This window comes from Leeuwenhoekiella polynyae, from assembly GCF_004104075.1.
Classification (GTDB): domain Bacteria; phylum Bacteroidota; class Bacteroidia; order Flavobacteriales; family Flavobacteriaceae; genus Leeuwenhoekiella; species Leeuwenhoekiella polynyae.
In genome coordinates this window covers 83,515-99,617 of record NZ_QOVK01000002.1, presented here as the reverse complement: position 1 = coordinate 99,617, position 16,103 = coordinate 83,515, and the positions used below count along the sequence as shown (strand labels likewise).

Here is a 16,103-nt window from a genome sequence, read left to right as displayed (position 1 = left end):
TTACTAAAGTCGTAATGCGACTTAAAAGAACGGTTCCAATCCCTCCCATTTAACCTTCCAGCTGCCGTCTTTCGGAAAGCCCGGATTTTTGGTTTCGGCACCATCCCATCCAGCGCACATCATCGCCACAGCGGTCAATAAACCTCCATTTCCGGGCATATACAGCGTTAAGCGTTCTTCCTGATAATTGTGTCCGTTTTTGAGATAGGTATTGGTTTGCACATCCATAAATAACGCATCAATGGCTTTTTCAGGCATTCCTAAACGGGCAGCGGTCATCGCGGTCATCGGGAAATCCCAACCCCAGGTATCTTCCCATGTCCATACATCCCAGACCTTATCGAAGGTGTTACGCATCGTAACTTTATCAAGCAGACTGGTTTCCGGAAGCATTCCAAAAGTGCCAAAAACCGAAGGGTGATCGGTTAAAAATTCGGGATTGGTATACGAGTCGGTTGCGCTTTCCGTAGCTAAGTAATAGTCTTCCTGAACCGGCAGTGCCGAAAGCTTTTCCAAAACTTCATTCCATTGTTCAGGAACGGCTTCTCCCAGGCGTTTTTTCCATTCAGAAGCAGTTTTAAGCGCCCAATTCCAATAGGCGAGTTCGTAAGCAGGATTGTAGGTTTGGGTTTTTTCAAAGCGTTCCTGCGCGGGTATTACCGGCGGACCTAAAACATAGCGATCGTTTTTGTTATCATAATCGGGAAAGGAGGCCATAAAATCGGCTGTAGCAAATACGCGTTCTTTATATTTATTGAGAGTCGTATTGCTGGCATCTGCACGGTAGAGCAATTCGGCAAAGGTGATAAAATGCGGTTGTTGCCAGATGAGAAAAGCACCCACAGAAGATGGACCTTCATCGCCATAAGGATCGGTCATTTTTTGCCAGCGTGCACCTTTAAAACCTTGTCTTTTTGCTAGCTTTTTAGCTTTTTCAAAAGCAGTCTCATACCAGTGGAGTGTATTTTCCAGATATTGAGGTCTGCCCCACAGCGCATAATGTACGCCATGCCACCAGTGCATTTCCAGATGGGGTTTGCCATACCAGCTGTTGTAAGTGAGTCCCGTTTCTTGTGGTGGCATCGCCCCGGCAGTTTGTGCTTTGGTCAAATATTGGGAGAGCACCACACGCCGTTCTAATTCATCTGCCCGCGGATCTGTACTTCCTGAGAAGTCCACAATTCCGCCGTTCATCCAATAGTTTTGCCAGGCCTCCTGACTGTTGTTGTAGATGGTTTCGGCTTGGTTTTCTTTAAGGGTTTGCGCATCAGAAAATGTGCAGGTGAGCGCAATTTGATGGCCGGTAGGTTCTACGAGAAAATAGTGATCCTCCTTTTCAGAAACCTTTGCGGTTCCTTTCCAATTTAAAGCAACCTTATAGTTCAGTGAATCCAATTTACGCTCGATTAAAACGGAAGTATCATTTTGCTGTATAATTCCGCTCACGTATCGCTCAGGATTTTTCCACTGCGTTCCATAATCAGACCAGGCAGCAGTAGGTGAAGCAAAGCGCAAACGAATTTTCAGTTGGCCGCTGTTGATCAATTCAGAATTTACGGTTACAGCAATGGCGTCGCTGTTTTGGTCGCTTGCGGTTTGAACTTCTACCGGAACACCTTCTAGTGTAAATTTACTGGTGAGTATACCCGTCCATAAATCTAAGGTTTGGTCAATATCCTGAAGGTCTTCGGGTTTAACCGGAGTACCATCTTTTTTAGTCAGTTCAAAACCCAGATTGCCCAAATGCACCCGATGCGGGTTTGAGCGAAAAAAATCAACAGCTTCCTTGGCGTGTTGGGGAGTTTTTATCTGCGTGGAATACGAAACTTTTCTTCCGTTTTGATCGTAGTCCTTGAGGGTTTCTTCAAAACGATAATCCGAGTCGTTAGGTTTCGCGTTCCATCCCCATTCAGACAAGGTGCCTAACGGGATTCCGTTTTGATAAAAATCAGGAAAGCTTTGCAGTCCTGTGACATCTGTGGTAAATGCAAAAGCGCCGTTACCCACGGTTAATGAAGCCAGCGTATCTACTTGAGAAATGTGAACGTTGTGACGGGTAACGACCGCTTTTCGGTCTATAGCCATACTTTGGGTTTCGGTAGTTTTTTGTTCCTTTTGGCATCCGGTAATGCATAGTGCCAAAAAGAGCGACGTGATCCAGAATTTAGTTTTCATTGCGTTGTGGTTTCAGTAAAGTCAGACTCATCAAGCCGATGATCACATCATTGGCTTGAGCTTCAAGGGTTAGTTTTTCTAGTGTTTTTTGCGGGGCGAGCGGAAGGTCGAGAATCGTTCCCGCACCGCCATCAATTCCGTAATTCGTAAAGCCGTGTATGCCTTTATAGTTTTTAAAATCGCGTGTGATTTCCCCCGTTTTGAAAATAACGCGAGGAGGTCTCGGCGCACCGGTGATGAAGGCATAGCCGTCTGTATAATAATCCTGTTCAATAGGCCACCAGTTTTCAGGATTTTTAAGTTCTAAAGTCGTCGTAGTTCCATCAGTATAGGTGACGGTTACCGTGCCATTCACCAGTTGCGTTTGCATGGGGTTTGTGGTGCCTGCCATCATCAAATAAGCGTGTGATGCAGTTCCTTCAAGCGGAATCGTAATCGAATCGGGATAGGTATCCCATTTTGAGGTAAACGCACTATTAAAAGCTTGTTCTTCTGAAGGCGTTGCGTAAAAAATCTTTTCGGGGCCCTGGATGAATCCTCGAGTTCCCGAAGCCTCCCGAAGTCCGGAATCGTCCAGATGAATATCTTCAGCGACATTGGGATAACACCAGTTACCGACCCCGGTTGTCGGAAGCTGCAAAGTAGGAGACTCTGGGCGCGGACTCAAATACTGCTGCTGAAATACTTCGTCTACCCGTGCATTAAAAAAGTCACTGATATTTAGCATTGTTTGTTGTTCCATCCTGGAGTTTGGGATGTCCCAATTGGTGAAGGGTAGCAGCACTTTTTCTCCGGAAGCTAAATCGAGTTGAAGCTCGTTCGTTCCCGGAAAGCATTGGGACAGTGCGCGTGTTAGGGTAGCTGGAGCGTTTGCTTCGAAGCTTACTTGTTGTGCTGCTTTATGGTTGATTTTTAAAGTGCCGGAAACCTTTGTATCTGTGTTGTTTTGAATAGTGATTCCCAGACTGTCTTTTTTCAATTGCGTTGACAGGATTTGAAATTTGGGTTTTACCTGAATTTCAAGCGGTTGCCACCACGTCATTTCATCTTGTTTTAGCTTGATAAAAAGCATTTTGTTTCCGGATTCAGAAGCAATAGTTCCAGACAGCTTTTGCGTTGAAATTGCTGTGTTTGTCAAAACTTTTTGAGGGTCTTTGAGTTCGAGGAGTTCTGCATTCTGTGATGTGATCGCAACAAAAGCTCCCGGGGTGTAGGATGCTTTGCATTGAAGGGCTTCAGGAGTTGAATCCTTTGTAATTACCTGAATCGTGTAGGCCTTATGAATACCGGCTGGGATTAGAATTTTTGGTTTACCGATAGCTTCCGTTTTAAGTTGATAATTCACGGAATTTCCATTGACCAAAACATCCTTAATCCTGGTGGTATTCAGGTTTAATTCTAATTCTAAATTTAAATCGGTATCCAATTTATTTTCGATCTGATAAACCAATTCGTTTGCTGTTCGTTTAAAGGAAAGCGCTACATCCGGTAGATCAAGGCTTGCGTGATCCCATGCTTCCGGGAAACCGGGTTTTATGCGTAGTTTTTTATCGAGCAGATCCGGTTGAATCCCAAAAAGTCCTTCTACCAGAGCGCGGGAAGCTACGCCGATAGGGTCGGCAAAATCCCGATAGAGTTCTCCGCGAATGGCATCATAAAACGATAATTGCTGAAAACCACCAGGAGAAGCTCCCAGATACATACTTTCTAGAAGTGCACTTTCAAAAAGTTTATACGCATTTTCGGGTTGGTTTCCTTGCCAGTAGGCGAGTGCCATATTGAGGTTTTCAGCCAGCGCCACATTATTTACAGACCAGGTATAAGGCTGCCAGTTTGTTGTAGAGACCAGCTCTAAATCGGGATGCGGTAATCCTGTAGCCTGAACCGGAATATGCGGGATTTCCCGGGTTACATAATTTAAACTTTCATAAGCTTCAAAATCATCAGCGATGCCTTTATCCAATGCGTGATAGACCGTCCAGATTCCCGGAGATTTATGGAGCAGTTCTTTGCCCAAAGCATCTTTATATTCGGCATAAACGCCCTGAGCGGGTAACCAAAGGGTGTTTTGAATGGCATTTTTAATTTTAGCTGCTTCGTCCAGATAGGGTTGTGCAGTTTTACCTAAACGCGTGGCAAGCTTTGCGGCGAGTACATTCGCGCGGTAATTGTATGCTGAAGTATAGGTGACCGAGCCGCCGCTGTATTGTAAGGCATCACTTGCCCAGATCGCTGCATACGCATCGTAGAGTCCATCATCATCGGTATCGTAATTGCGTTTTTCCCAGGCTAAATGCCGTTCAATGACCGGAAAAATTTCTTCTAAAAATGTGGGATCGTCGTTCCAGTTGAAATGGGTAAGCAGCTGGTCTATAAAAACCAGGTTCATATCATAGTGATGTGCGCGATCCTTCCGGTTGGGATGTCTGCTGATATAGCCTTTGCTGAACATCGAAGTACCCAATACTTCTTTTTGGCGGGCAAAATTGCGGCTGCTGTCTAAAACCACCGGTCCGGTTTCCGGTTCTAAAACCTGAGCATTCCCATAGCTTTTAAAATGCGTTTTTGCCCGGTCGTGCCAGCCCAGTACATTGGCATTATACGCACCGCGCCAGGCGTTGAGGTGCATCCGCCAGGCTACCGCACCGTGTAAAAAAGCAGGATCTTCCCAGATCGCATCTGCAGCCGTTGCAAGCGCACCTCCCAGCGTATTCAGATACGGATCTGGAGTATTTAAACGAACCCGATTGGCCAAGGTATCGGCTTTGTAAAGGGCCTGCTCAAATGCTTTTGCTAGCGTACCTTGCTGAACAGCACTGTTTTTAGTGGTGTTTTCTATATACCAATAGTAGGTTTTTGTTGCATTTCTTTCAACTGAACCGTACACCACCGGGAGCGAATCAACCGCAGAATTTTTTAGAATTCGTGGATTATCTATGGCGTTTGCGCTTCCCAAGCTTAGGGTTCCCTGGGGAACTTTTGCAAGCAAAGATTTTTTATTGGTTTGTGTTTTTTTGTCCCAATTGAAGTCTAAGAGAAAGCTATTTTCTTTTAAAGTATAGTTGTTATGTTTGGCATATTCCGGTTGCAGGTAGAACACTGACTCGGGATCTGCACCAATATCCCCATCTCTATGGAATTTCTTCCCGCTGGCACCGCCGAACAACCAGTTGATGGAAACGTTCTTAGGTATCTTATGTTCGCCTACTTTTAGAATTAACGCTTCGGTATCAGCGGAAGCTACAACGGTAATCTTCATAAAACCATCTTCTAAAAGCGCATCCCTAATTTCATAATGCATCCTGCCGGGTGTGTATGTTGTAACAATGCTGTCAGCCTCGGTGATCCATTTTGAATCTCCTCCTTTTGAAATCCCTAACTTGAAATTTCCTCCCATACCAGGTAGGTATAAGGCAAACTCCGGTAAATCTCCGGTTTCTACTCGAAATCCAGTATTGGTGCCATACAGCGCCCGATTGAATTTCCGGGTTCCGTTTACCAGGACAAAGCTATTTCCGTCAGGTTTGTAATGGATTTTCCGGTTTTGATCGTGCCATGGTTTTTGTTCCTGAGCCTTTAACAAACTCGTATTTAATACGAGCGTCAACACTGCCAGGCCAAAAATTCTGTGGAGTGCGTAGGTTTTCATTTTCCTTCGTTTTTAGGTTTCAACTCATCAGGGCTGTCTTTGGTGTACTTGTCAAATTGTTGCCGAGACGGAGTTGTAAATAAGTCCTGAATCAGTTTGGATTCCAGTTTAGTCTCAGGATTAAAATCATCCGAATTCATATACTGTTGCAGGCTGTAGTAGAGTTGGTGGGCGGCAGCATCTTTTTTGGAATCGTTGAGGTCTACACTGATGACCATCAGCTTTCCGTTACCTACTCGTGCTTCAAAAGCCATAGCGAGACGCCGGTTCATAAACCAGGTATCAATAGGCTGAATCAGGGGTTTAAAAGTAGGAGGGAAGTCCTCCAAATGCATCACCTGCTGTTTGTTTAGAATGCTCCACCATTGCAAATCGCTGTGAAAATCGGTTGGGAAATCCTGAAAGAGCGGATGCTCCGGATCTACAACAATGCCCAAGGTATGCGGCGGTCGCATCTGAAACCAGGAAGTATTCCAGAACACCGGGAGAAAGGTCTGCGCCACTTCCGCGCCTTTGACGATTTTGCCAGCGGCATGGAGTAAAACCGTACCGCCCTTTTCCAATACCTCCAGCGCTTTTTCGTCTAACTCGGTGCATTCATAAACGCTGCTTGCCAGCTTCGGAAGTGCTTCCGGGAATACCCAAAAGTCCCAATGGTTTTTAAAATCCGTATCATCGATGCTTACCTCCAGAGTTAATTTTTGAGCGGTATCAATTTCGCGAAGTGAAAATTCAACAACGCCCAAATTTGAAAGTCCGTAATTGATCTCGGGTTGGTTAAAGGTTCCTGAAGCCAGTTCCTCACCCTTTTCATCTGTGATGGACCAACTTTGATTGGTGATACGTTTTGCTTTTCCGTAATGTGCGATTTGAATTTCAGCCTTAAATTCTTCGGCATTGGTAAATACAAATTTTGGAAGTTTTGCCAAGGGTACCGTTTCGCTGCTAAACTCCCGCCATTCTTCCGCATTTACATAAGGCTTGGCATCCCAGAAGGCGTCTAAAATCCCCACAAGCGCGGTTCCCTGTCCGCTGTAATCACTCAGGGAAAGCAATTGATAACCCGAGTAACCGGGAGTGCGCATCGCTTTTTCAATACTGTATTTATACGCCAGCACTTGTAATTTTCCGGAAGCTTTAAAAAAAGTATCGGCCTGATCGCTCATATGATGATCGGCAAGATCTTCCTGAAAGAGTTCGAAATTTCGGGCTTCGTAAGCCCCGGTGTATTTTTTGATTTCGTCAAAATTGGGAAATACGCAATACTGCCCGGTTTCGTGAGATACAAAGGGAACTTTAAAGTCTTTGATGTTTTCGCTGAAATCGTTTACCGATTGGGGAGCGTGATTTTTCCAGTCGAGATCGCGGGCACCACCGCGTACCATAAATTCGTTGTTGGGGATTACCGGCCAGCTACCGCCCACCGAAGCCCCAGTGTACAAACGCCGTGCGTCTTTTTGCTTCCAATAATCGTTAAACGCAGTAAGGTATTCCACCTGCTTGCCACGAGGTTCGTTACCGTAAGCCATCATAACGTACGAGGCATAATTGCCATACTGCTGCATCATGCGGTTGGTTTCCTCATAAATATACCGGTCGATGTTGCGGCCCACGCCCAGCGCAGTCCCGTGATTGGCCCAACTGGGGCCTTCGGGTTGCAAATAGATTCCTAGACGGTCTGCGGCTTTAAAGGCGGCTTCGGGCGGACACCAGGAATGGTAGCGCACATGGTTGAGTCCGTGGTTTTTGATGATGCGAAAAATACGTTCCCAGGAGGGTACATCCATCGGCGGATAGCCGGTTAGCGGGAAAATGGCATTGTCTAGCGTTCCTCGTAAAAAGGTGGGCCGGTCGTTTATCGTAAAGCTTCGGCCCTGGGTTTTAAAATCACGAATTCCGAAGGTTAGTTCCAGATCGTCGGTACCTGCTTTCGAGGTTAGGCTGAAATGCGCACGGTACAAGGAGGGATGGAATTCGTCCCAAAGCTTCAGGTTTTCGCCCAGCGGATAAGTGACCTCTAGCGTGTCGGTTTTTTCAGTGAGGCGAACCTCTTTTTTGCGGAAGTTGAAATCGGTCGTTTCAGAAGTATTGAAGGTGGAAAGATTAAGATTTAGGGTGATTGTAGTCTTTTTGGTTTCCGCCTGATTAACAGGAATTTTAAAGAGGATTTCTTTTTGCTCCCGATTGGGATAGGCCTGAATAGTTCCCATATACACCGATGGCGTAGCGATGAGTTTGAGTTTGCCGATGATGCCGTTCCAGTTGCCCTGAGTATGATCGGTGAGGCTGTGGGAGTCCGGTCCTACGTTGATCTCTTTAATGCGGTTGTCTACCCGGATCGTAAGCGTGTGTTTACCCGCTTTGATATCGGCCGGGAGTTCGTACTGATGCGGAGCTACCATGGAGTTTTGCATCCCAAGTGGGGTATCATCAAGCCAGACTACGGTTTCCGTATGTGCCCGTTCGAGAAACAGATAGAGTCGCTGGTTTTTCCAGTCTTTGGGAATGTTGACTTCCTTTTGATACCAGGCGGCTCCCACGTATTCTTTTTTCGGCGTGAGCCAAAACGGAAATTTCACATCCCCGGGTTGCTGGTATTTTTTATAGCGCGGATTGAAGTAAAACGAGCTGTCGTAAATGCTGCCGGTCCATTGGGTTGCGATGCTGATGTCGTTGCCCTTATTGTTGGTGAGCATCGATCCGGGAAGGATAATGTTATCTTTTAATTTTTGGGTAAACCATTTTTCGACTGTACCAAGGTCGTTACGGTCTATTTGAAATGCCCAGCTTCCTTCCAGATCCAGGGTGTCCCGGGTTTGAGCAAGCGCTGAATAGCACAGAATGAACAAGACGATTGCAACTGGTATTTTTAGTTTCAAAAGCATCATTTCGCGTTCTTCAGGTTTTCAGGAATCAGCCTGATATTCGGTTTTGGAATGCTTTTTAGACCATGACCAAAATAAAAGCCCAGATGCGGCGGCTGGTTATAGCCTACATTCTGCCAGGCGATACTCAGGCGGTATTGCGGATCGTGCATCAGCGTGTACATGCGGTGTTTGGTGGGAATGGGGGTGGTGTATATGCGCAGTTCGGTACCGTCATCGCTGGGTAAAATCAATTCTTCCCGCCAGTCGCCCAGGATGTCTGCGCTAAGAGACGGAGTAGCTTTTGTTCCATTTATAGCGTGTGCGCCTTCTGCTGTGAACAGGCGACCTTTTCCGTATTTGTCGATATAATTTCGATTTAAAATCTCGCGGCTGTAATCGCCGTCCCACCAGATCAGAAAGTTGGCCGATCGCGGCGCTTCCCCAATGGGATTTCCTTTAATGTCGTGCAATTGGCGGGAGCCCAGCCACCACATTTGAGCTCCTACGCGGGTGGTATCAATATTGGCCGCGACTCCGCGTCCCACGTCCTGATTGGGCATTGCAGTAAAGAGTACTTTTCCGTCTTTAGCCGAAAACAACACCACTCCGGGGCCTTTCGTTCCTTCTTCAATCTCGTGAATACCAAAACGCTCGAGACCCGGAACCTCGGGATCCAGATCGCTTACGTGAATCGCATCGCCGTGTCTAAAGCCCGTAGTATACAACCCGCTGCCGTCGTCGTCAACAGTCATTGCCCCAAAAATGATTTCATCTTTACCGTCGTCATCCACATCGGCGACCGATAGGTTGTGATTCCCCTGCCCGGAATACGGATTATCCCCATTTTCCGAATCAAAAACCCAACGGGATTTCAGTTGGTTATTTTTAAAATCGAAAGCTGCCAAAACAGTGCGACCGTAATACCCGCGGCCCATCACGATGCTGGGATGCATGCCGTCTAAATACGCCACACAGGCTGTAAAGCGATCCACGCGATTGCCGGAACTGTCGTTACCTCCATTTCCGCCGTGACCGCCCCAGGCGCCAATATCACCCCGTGGCGGAATGTAGTCTGTAGTAGCGACGGCTTTTCCCGTTTCGCCATCAAAAACGGTGAGGAACTCCGGTCCTTCTAATATCTTTCCGTAGGTTTTGCTTTTTTCATCGGTATCGCGCCAATCGGCTTCCGGGTCCCCAAGGACGATTCCTGCGGCGTCGGTGGTGCCATCTGCCGTTTTACAAACCAGTTCGGCTTTGCCATCGCTGTCAAAGTCGTACACGAGAAACTGGGTGTAATGCGCCCCTTCGCGTATGTTTTTCCCCAAATTGATTTCCCATAACAATGTGCCGTCCAGTTTGTAGGCCTGCAGAATGGGCGCATCGGTTAAACCGCGATGTGAATTATCGTGACCGCGACCGTTTACGTGTAAAACGATTTCATATTCCCCGTCGCCATCCAGATCACCCACACTGGCATCGCCGGGAAAGTAGCCTTCAGGGGTTTGTAACGGGATGCTGTGATAGGGGTTTAATTCGCTATTGACCGGAATGGTATACGAACCCGGTTCACGCTGCTCTTCAGTATTTAAAACAGAAGTAACATACCAGCTATTCTCCTGAGACCAATCAATAGCTGAGTCTTTAAAAAAAGTGGCGCCTGTAATGGGTTTATCATTCAATTTCTGAGGTTGCATACCTTTAGCCTGACGGTATAGATTGAATTGAATATCATCGGGATCTGTTCCTAAAACCCGCCAACTGATCACAGCCGTGTTATTTTCTTGCGGAATGGCGATCAGGCCTCGGTCCAGATTTTCCATCAGGCGTTGTGCCGTGCAACTCAATATACTTAAGAGGCTGATGATTAAAAAGAAAGAGTAGGAGGCGCGTTTTGTTTTCATAGGAACTATTTTTGATTTTTAGGAAAGGTGTAAGGGATGTCTTCATTTTCTTTGGAAAGTAGGAAGTAATCTGGGAGGACACCGGGATCGATCGCATATAATTTTAAACGGTGCTTTCCCGGGTCAATATCGTTAAGGGATAAAGATGCTCTTGCCTGATTGCGTAGTACATTAACTTTCCAGGCCTCGCTTCTTCCTTGTGTTTCAAAGTTTAGGATTGCTACAGGCTGCTCATCCCACTGAACGCCAAGTCTTAACTTTTGACCCCCCGTAATCGGATGGTTAGGAACTGCTGTTAATGTTAGAACAGCCGAGTCCATTTTTTCATTTGAAATTATCTCGTAATGTATCACTGGATTATCAGTAAACGCTGTATCTGAATACTGCTTTTGAGTGACCGGAGTCAATTGTAAAGCGCTTTTAGAATAGCCTAAGCCGGTTAATTCTAGAGGAAAGTTGTCTTCGAAATTTTCAGTCTTTGTGAACGATGCCATTTTTTGTATATGCATCGGTGGACTGTATTTTTTTATGGCTTTTTCTTCGGAACGTACTGCTTTTGGTAATTCATACACAGGTAAATAGCGTGGGGCATGGTGCATCATTTTACTCCATTTTCCGTTAGCGATTTGGGTGTTGTAGTGCGCTGTAAGCTGTTTGATTTTATTCTGATGTAGCGCAATGGAATCCTGATAGTTTTTTGAACCTTCAAGACTTTGATTGGCATAAAAGGTAGCCAAGTCTCTGTATAAAAATTTTTGATTCATTGCTGAAGCTGCCAAAACAGGATAAGCCACAAGCTCAAACCAGGCATCTTTTCGTGTATTTGGTATTTGACCGCTAAGCTGGTTAACTTTAGTTTCGAGGTTTTGATAAGCCGCTCTTCTATCTGGGTTTTCTTTATCTAAACTGAATGCTGTAAGATGTGTAGGACGTGTAGGTTCGGTTTGACTCCATCCCATAAATTCGGGTTTTCTCAACCAGGAGAGGTCATAATAGCATTCTTTAAGCTTGCTTATTTCACCACCCACATTCTTCCCGAAGATAGCTTCATAAAAAGTTTGCATATGTTTTTTGTAACTGGAAGGATTTCTAAACGAATCAGGATCAAAAGCGAGATCCATAAAAAACTGAATATTGTATTCTGCCGGTTTGATGTCGCCTACATTAAGAATCCATATTTTATCAGCTCCCGTATCGTAGGCTTTGAGCATTTCCTCCCGTATTAGCGCCGGGTGGGTGGTGCTTAACCACAAGTAGTCATGAGGTCTTCCCCAGTAGGAAGCGTGATAATACACGCCGCTACCACCGCTGCGTTTGCGTTCTTCCGTGTTACTCAGCCTTCGGATGTAGCCGTAATTATCATCAGTCCACATCAGGGTGATGTCTTCAGGCAGTTCCAAACCGTATTCATAGACGTCAAGTACTTCTTTATAAATGGTAAAAACCTGCGGTATACTTTCGGGATTTCCAATATGTTTGCTTAACAGATTGCGCTGGTCTTCAATTATTTCGTCCAAAACTTTTGCAGCATCGGCGGTATTTTTTGCTCCTTCCATTCCGCTGTCATGTACACCGCGCATTCCCAATGTGTAGATCCCGTTTACATGTTGAGCTTCTTTAACTCGTGACTCCCAATAATCCAGCACTTTTTGTTTGTTAGTGAAATAATTAAAATCTCCCATGGCTTCGTGATCCCATTCATCCACATTATTGCGCAGCATGGGTTCGGCGTGGGAAGACCCCAAAACAATCTCATACTTTTCAGCCATCTTTCTATTTCCGGGATAATGAAAGAAAGCTTTGGTGCTGGGGTGCATCGCGGGCCACAAGGTATTGGCACGCAGGCGCAATATGAGCTCGAAGATTTTAGCATAGGTTTTAGGACCTATATCGCCTGTTTCCGGTTCAAAGGTCTTTTCGGCCCAGGGTTGCAAGCCCCAGTCTTCATCATTGATAAAAATACCGCGGAATTTTACTGCAGGTGTTTTCGACTGAATAGCTTCCACATTCAGAACCAGTTCCTTTTGTTCTAGAGGGGTTACATCGGCCCACCAGTACCACGGGGAAACGCCAATTTGTTCAGAGACTGAAAACACCCCGTAGGCCGTACCGCGGGGGTCAGCACCGGCTATAAGCAATACCTTGTCTAGTTTAGCAGTTGGATGCTGCAGATGTTGAATGGTGTAGGTTTCCCAGTCACCTTGTATTGAAGTTTTAGCTCCTGAAAAGCTTTGAATTAATTCAGAAGCCCGATTGCCGATAACGATTGCGTTTCCGGATATCGAAGTTTTATCGGTAGTGACTTGAGGCAAATATCCACTTACGTGCTCAATGTCTTTCGCTAGCAAATGAGCAGTAATGGAGTCTAGTGCCACTCCATCTTTATCATAAAGAATACGCACTTGTTGACTGTCTGTAACCAATTCAAACCGATTAGGAGTTTGTGAACAGGTGGTATTAAACTGAAAAATGCAGAAGAAAAAAGCAATGTAACTTAGCAAGTTCAATTTCATATTAATCTTCATCATTTGTGATGTATAGGGTGTTCGGGAATTCAACGCCCGGTGCATTTTCAATAGTTAGTGTAGAACCATCGGCGATATTGAGACTCACATTATTAAGCGTCCAATCTTTACTATAGGTTATTTGACCAGCTTTCTGTGCAGCAATGTGTACATCAGTCAGTTGAATATTACTTACAGTAGAAGCTTCCATTCCATTTACATAAATGGCACGTTTGGCGCCTTGAACCTCGATGTTTGAAATGCTAATATTTTTAAATGTTGGAATTCCTTTTTCCGGAGGTGTAACTTCTTCGAGTAAGGTTTTCCAGCGTTTTGGGATCGTATCGTAAGCATAGTCTTCCGGTAATTTTGAATAACTGTAAGCGGGATTCCAGTTCATCGAAACCTCCATAAACGTACCCACACTATCCATTTTGATATTTTGCATATGAATGTCTTCAACCGTTCCGCCCCGGTTGGTAGCCGATTTGATCTTGAGTCCGGTTTTGGTGCCTTTTCCCTGGATGTTAGTAACAAATACATGGCGAATATCTCCACTTGTTTCACTACCAATAGTGGTAAGACCCGATCCTGCTAATGCTATACAATCCCGGATCACTACATATTCGGTGGGGCGATCCACCCGCAGGCCGTCCCAGTCGCGCCCGGCTTTCAAACAAAAGTTATCGTCGTTGCAATCGATATCGCAATTTTGTACTAAAATATACTTCGAACTGTCTATATCAATCCCATCCGTGCTGGGACCATGACCGCCGATGTTATTGCGTATGGTGAGTCCGTCTACTGTAATGTGGTTGGAGTAGAGCACCTGCACAGTCCAGAATCCGGCACGTTGAATGTTGAGGTCTTCGAGAAATACATTCTCCGCATTCTGAATGAGTATTGTACGGGGGCGTTTGGCGTCATAATCTACAATCCAGCGCAGGCCTTTGGGTTCGTATTCCTTGCGCAGGTTCCAGTAGTAGTCCCAGAAGACTTTACCCTGGCCGTCAACGAGGCCGTCACCGTCTATAGTCACGTTTTTTTGGTCGAGTACGTTGATGAGGGCGGCAGGCCATTTCATTTCGATCCCTGCAATGCGGGTATCAATCTCGGGATAATCTGCGATGTCTTCGCTTCCCAGTAGTTCAACCCCTTCCGGAATATTAAAATGAACGTTTTCTTTGATAAATATAGAACCGCTGAGGTATTTGCCGGGTTTAAAGGATACGGTACCGCCTCCGTTTGCAGCTGCGGCATCAATGGCTTTTTGAATGGCAGTGGTGGTGAGCGCGCTGCCGTCTGCAACGGCAGCGTAGTCATTCACATAAAACACCGCTTCTTTGAATTCGTTTGAATCTGCACCCACTTTATTGATCCATTCCGGTTCGAAAGGAGTCGACTCCTCTGCTTCGCTTTCCCTGGTTTCTGTAGTGTTTTTACAACCGACATAAGATAAAAGGAGAACTGCTAAAAAAGAGTGGAATGCTTTCATGGTATTCGTTTGAGATGAACAAACAAGATCTTCATTTAAGCAGGATTTTGCATCCTGTTCTTACCTGTTGGTTCAAAGCGAACCGCTTAAGAAGTCCGCATCTTTTAAATGGATGGTTTTGCATGGAGAGCTTCCTGTATCCTCGTGAGCTCTAGCGGGAGGAATCTGCACCTATTCTTTACTCGCGTGTTTTCTATTTATTATGGGAGCTTGTGAACTTTCTTTGTCGGTGTGTATATTTTAAGGTTCTAGAAATTGTTCTGTTCATTCTCTTTAGCTCGTTGTTGCTTATTGGTTTTGGAACTCGTGAATCTCCTATCGTCGATTTGCTTCTCCAAAGAAAACGAACCAAAAGAAAAGAGCCTTTTTCTTAGGTATTTTTGCTCTTAGGGGCAAAACCGCACGAAGCCCCCTAAATTTGCTCCAGGGCTTCAAAAATTTTTTAACGGGGACTTCGTACTATACTGAAGAAAAAGAAGCTAAAGAATTGTATTCTTAGTTTTAATCTTAGAAATGATCCACAAGAGTGTATCGTCAAGTTTGAAGGGAGTTTAACGTTGCAGGCGGTGCCTATTCTGTTCTTACCTGTTGAGACGGGCATTTAAGTGTACAGTTGTGGTGCCGGCCGGAAAATCAGGAATGCCTGAGGGGGTATTGGAAAAGATATTTTTATTTTTGGGGTTCAGTATACGTTATGATCAGAATCCTACTTTTGGGGTGTCTTTGGCTGTCACCAGTCGTACTCTCCGCGCAATTAGTAAATATTGAATCGAAACGCATGCAGACCGACTCGTTGCGGTTTGCACTCAATGGCGATTTCAGTCTGAACCATACCAATAATGATGGTAAACAGGTTACGCAACTCGATATGGCCCTGACCACCCAATTGAAATCCAAAGATCTCCAGAAGCTCTATTTCCTTATCGGAACTTACAGGCTGATCGATTCAGGAGCGGAAAATCTGCAGAATGCCTGGTTTCTTCACGGAAGATTTAATTATAAGTTTAGGAAATTGCACTGGTTACGATTTGAAGCCTTTATACAAGGGCAGTATAACCAACTGCTTGTGGTAGAACAGCGCAATCTGATTGGGGCCGGTCTTCGGGTAAAATGGATGGACAGAGCTCGGTTTACCGGCTATGTCGGTACTAGTTATCTGTATGAAGTGGAGTTTAGCGATCAGGCGGGTACGACCGATTACAATCATCGCAACAGCACCTATCTCACGGTATCGTATGCTCCGAAATCGGCTAAATTTTCGATTGCCAATACGGTTTATTATCAACCGCTTTACCAGGAATTGAGCGACTACCGGATTCTGGAACAATTTCGACTGGACGTTCCCTTGGCGAAGTGGTTTAAAGTTTTTACGGCTTACAACTACTATTTAGACCGTGAAACCCCGCTGAATACCCGGGAATATACCTCCAACCTAAATATAGGGATAGGAATTAGTTTGTGATTGTTGAAGGGCTTAATTATTGAAGATGAGGCGTTGGTTTTTGACTGAGT

Annotated in this window: 7 protein-coding genes; 1 reads left to right on the top strand and 6 read right to left on the bottom strand. The window is 45.3% G+C overall.

The window, feature by feature from the left end:
• Positions 1-21: 21 nt before the first annotated feature.
• From DSM02_RS03655 to DSM02_RS03630, 6 genes are read right to left on the bottom strand one after another with little or no spacing between them, the layout of a single operon-like run.
• Complete coding sequence (locus tag DSM02_RS03655) at positions 22-2,175, bottom strand: hypothetical protein (RefSeq protein WP_128764394.1); 2,154 nt, start codon at positions 2,173-2,175, stop codon at positions 22-24.
• Positions 2,165-5,824 carry a DUF4450 domain-containing protein gene (locus tag DSM02_RS03650; RefSeq protein ID WP_128764393.1) on the bottom strand — a complete coding sequence of 1,220 codons (3,660 nt, stop codon included), beginning with the start codon at positions 5,822-5,824 and terminating at the stop codon, positions 2,165-2,167. The genes DSM02_RS03655 and DSM02_RS03650 overlap by 11 nt, the downstream gene beginning before the upstream one ends.
• Positions 5,821-8,712 (bottom strand): exo-beta-1,4-galactosidase, encoded by a 2,892-nt coding sequence (locus DSM02_RS03645; RefSeq protein ID WP_205875075.1) that lies wholly within the window; start codon positions 8,710-8,712, stop codon positions 5,821-5,823. Before DSM02_RS03645 ends, DSM02_RS03650 begins: the two co-directional genes overlap by 4 nt.
• Positions 8,709-10,592: a rhamnogalacturonan lyase gene (locus DSM02_RS03640; protein WP_128764392.1), complete on the bottom strand. Its 1,884-nt coding sequence runs from the start codon at positions 10,590-10,592 to the stop codon at positions 8,709-8,711. Before DSM02_RS03640 ends, DSM02_RS03645 begins: the two co-directional genes overlap by 4 nt.
• A 5-nt stretch (positions 10,593-10,597) precedes the next feature.
• Positions 10,598-13,120: a glycosyl hydrolase 115 family protein gene (locus tag DSM02_RS03635; RefSeq protein ID WP_164918224.1), complete on the bottom strand. Its 2,523-nt coding sequence runs from the start codon at positions 13,118-13,120 to the stop codon at positions 10,598-10,600.
• Positions 13,107-14,591, bottom strand: a complete 1,485-nt coding sequence (locus DSM02_RS03630) for a glycoside hydrolase family 28 protein (RefSeq protein ID WP_128764390.1) — start codon at positions 14,589-14,591, stop codon at positions 13,107-13,109. Before DSM02_RS03630 ends, DSM02_RS03635 begins: the two co-directional genes overlap by 14 nt.
• A 778-nt stretch (positions 14,592-15,369) precedes the next feature.
• On the opposite strand from DSM02_RS03630, the gene DSM02_RS03625 reads away from it, so the two are divergent.
• Positions 15,370-16,053, top strand: coding sequence for a DUF481 domain-containing protein (locus DSM02_RS03625; RefSeq protein ID WP_164918223.1), 684 nt, complete (start codon positions 15,370-15,372; stop codon positions 16,051-16,053).
• Positions 16,054-16,103 lie beyond the last annotated feature (50 nt).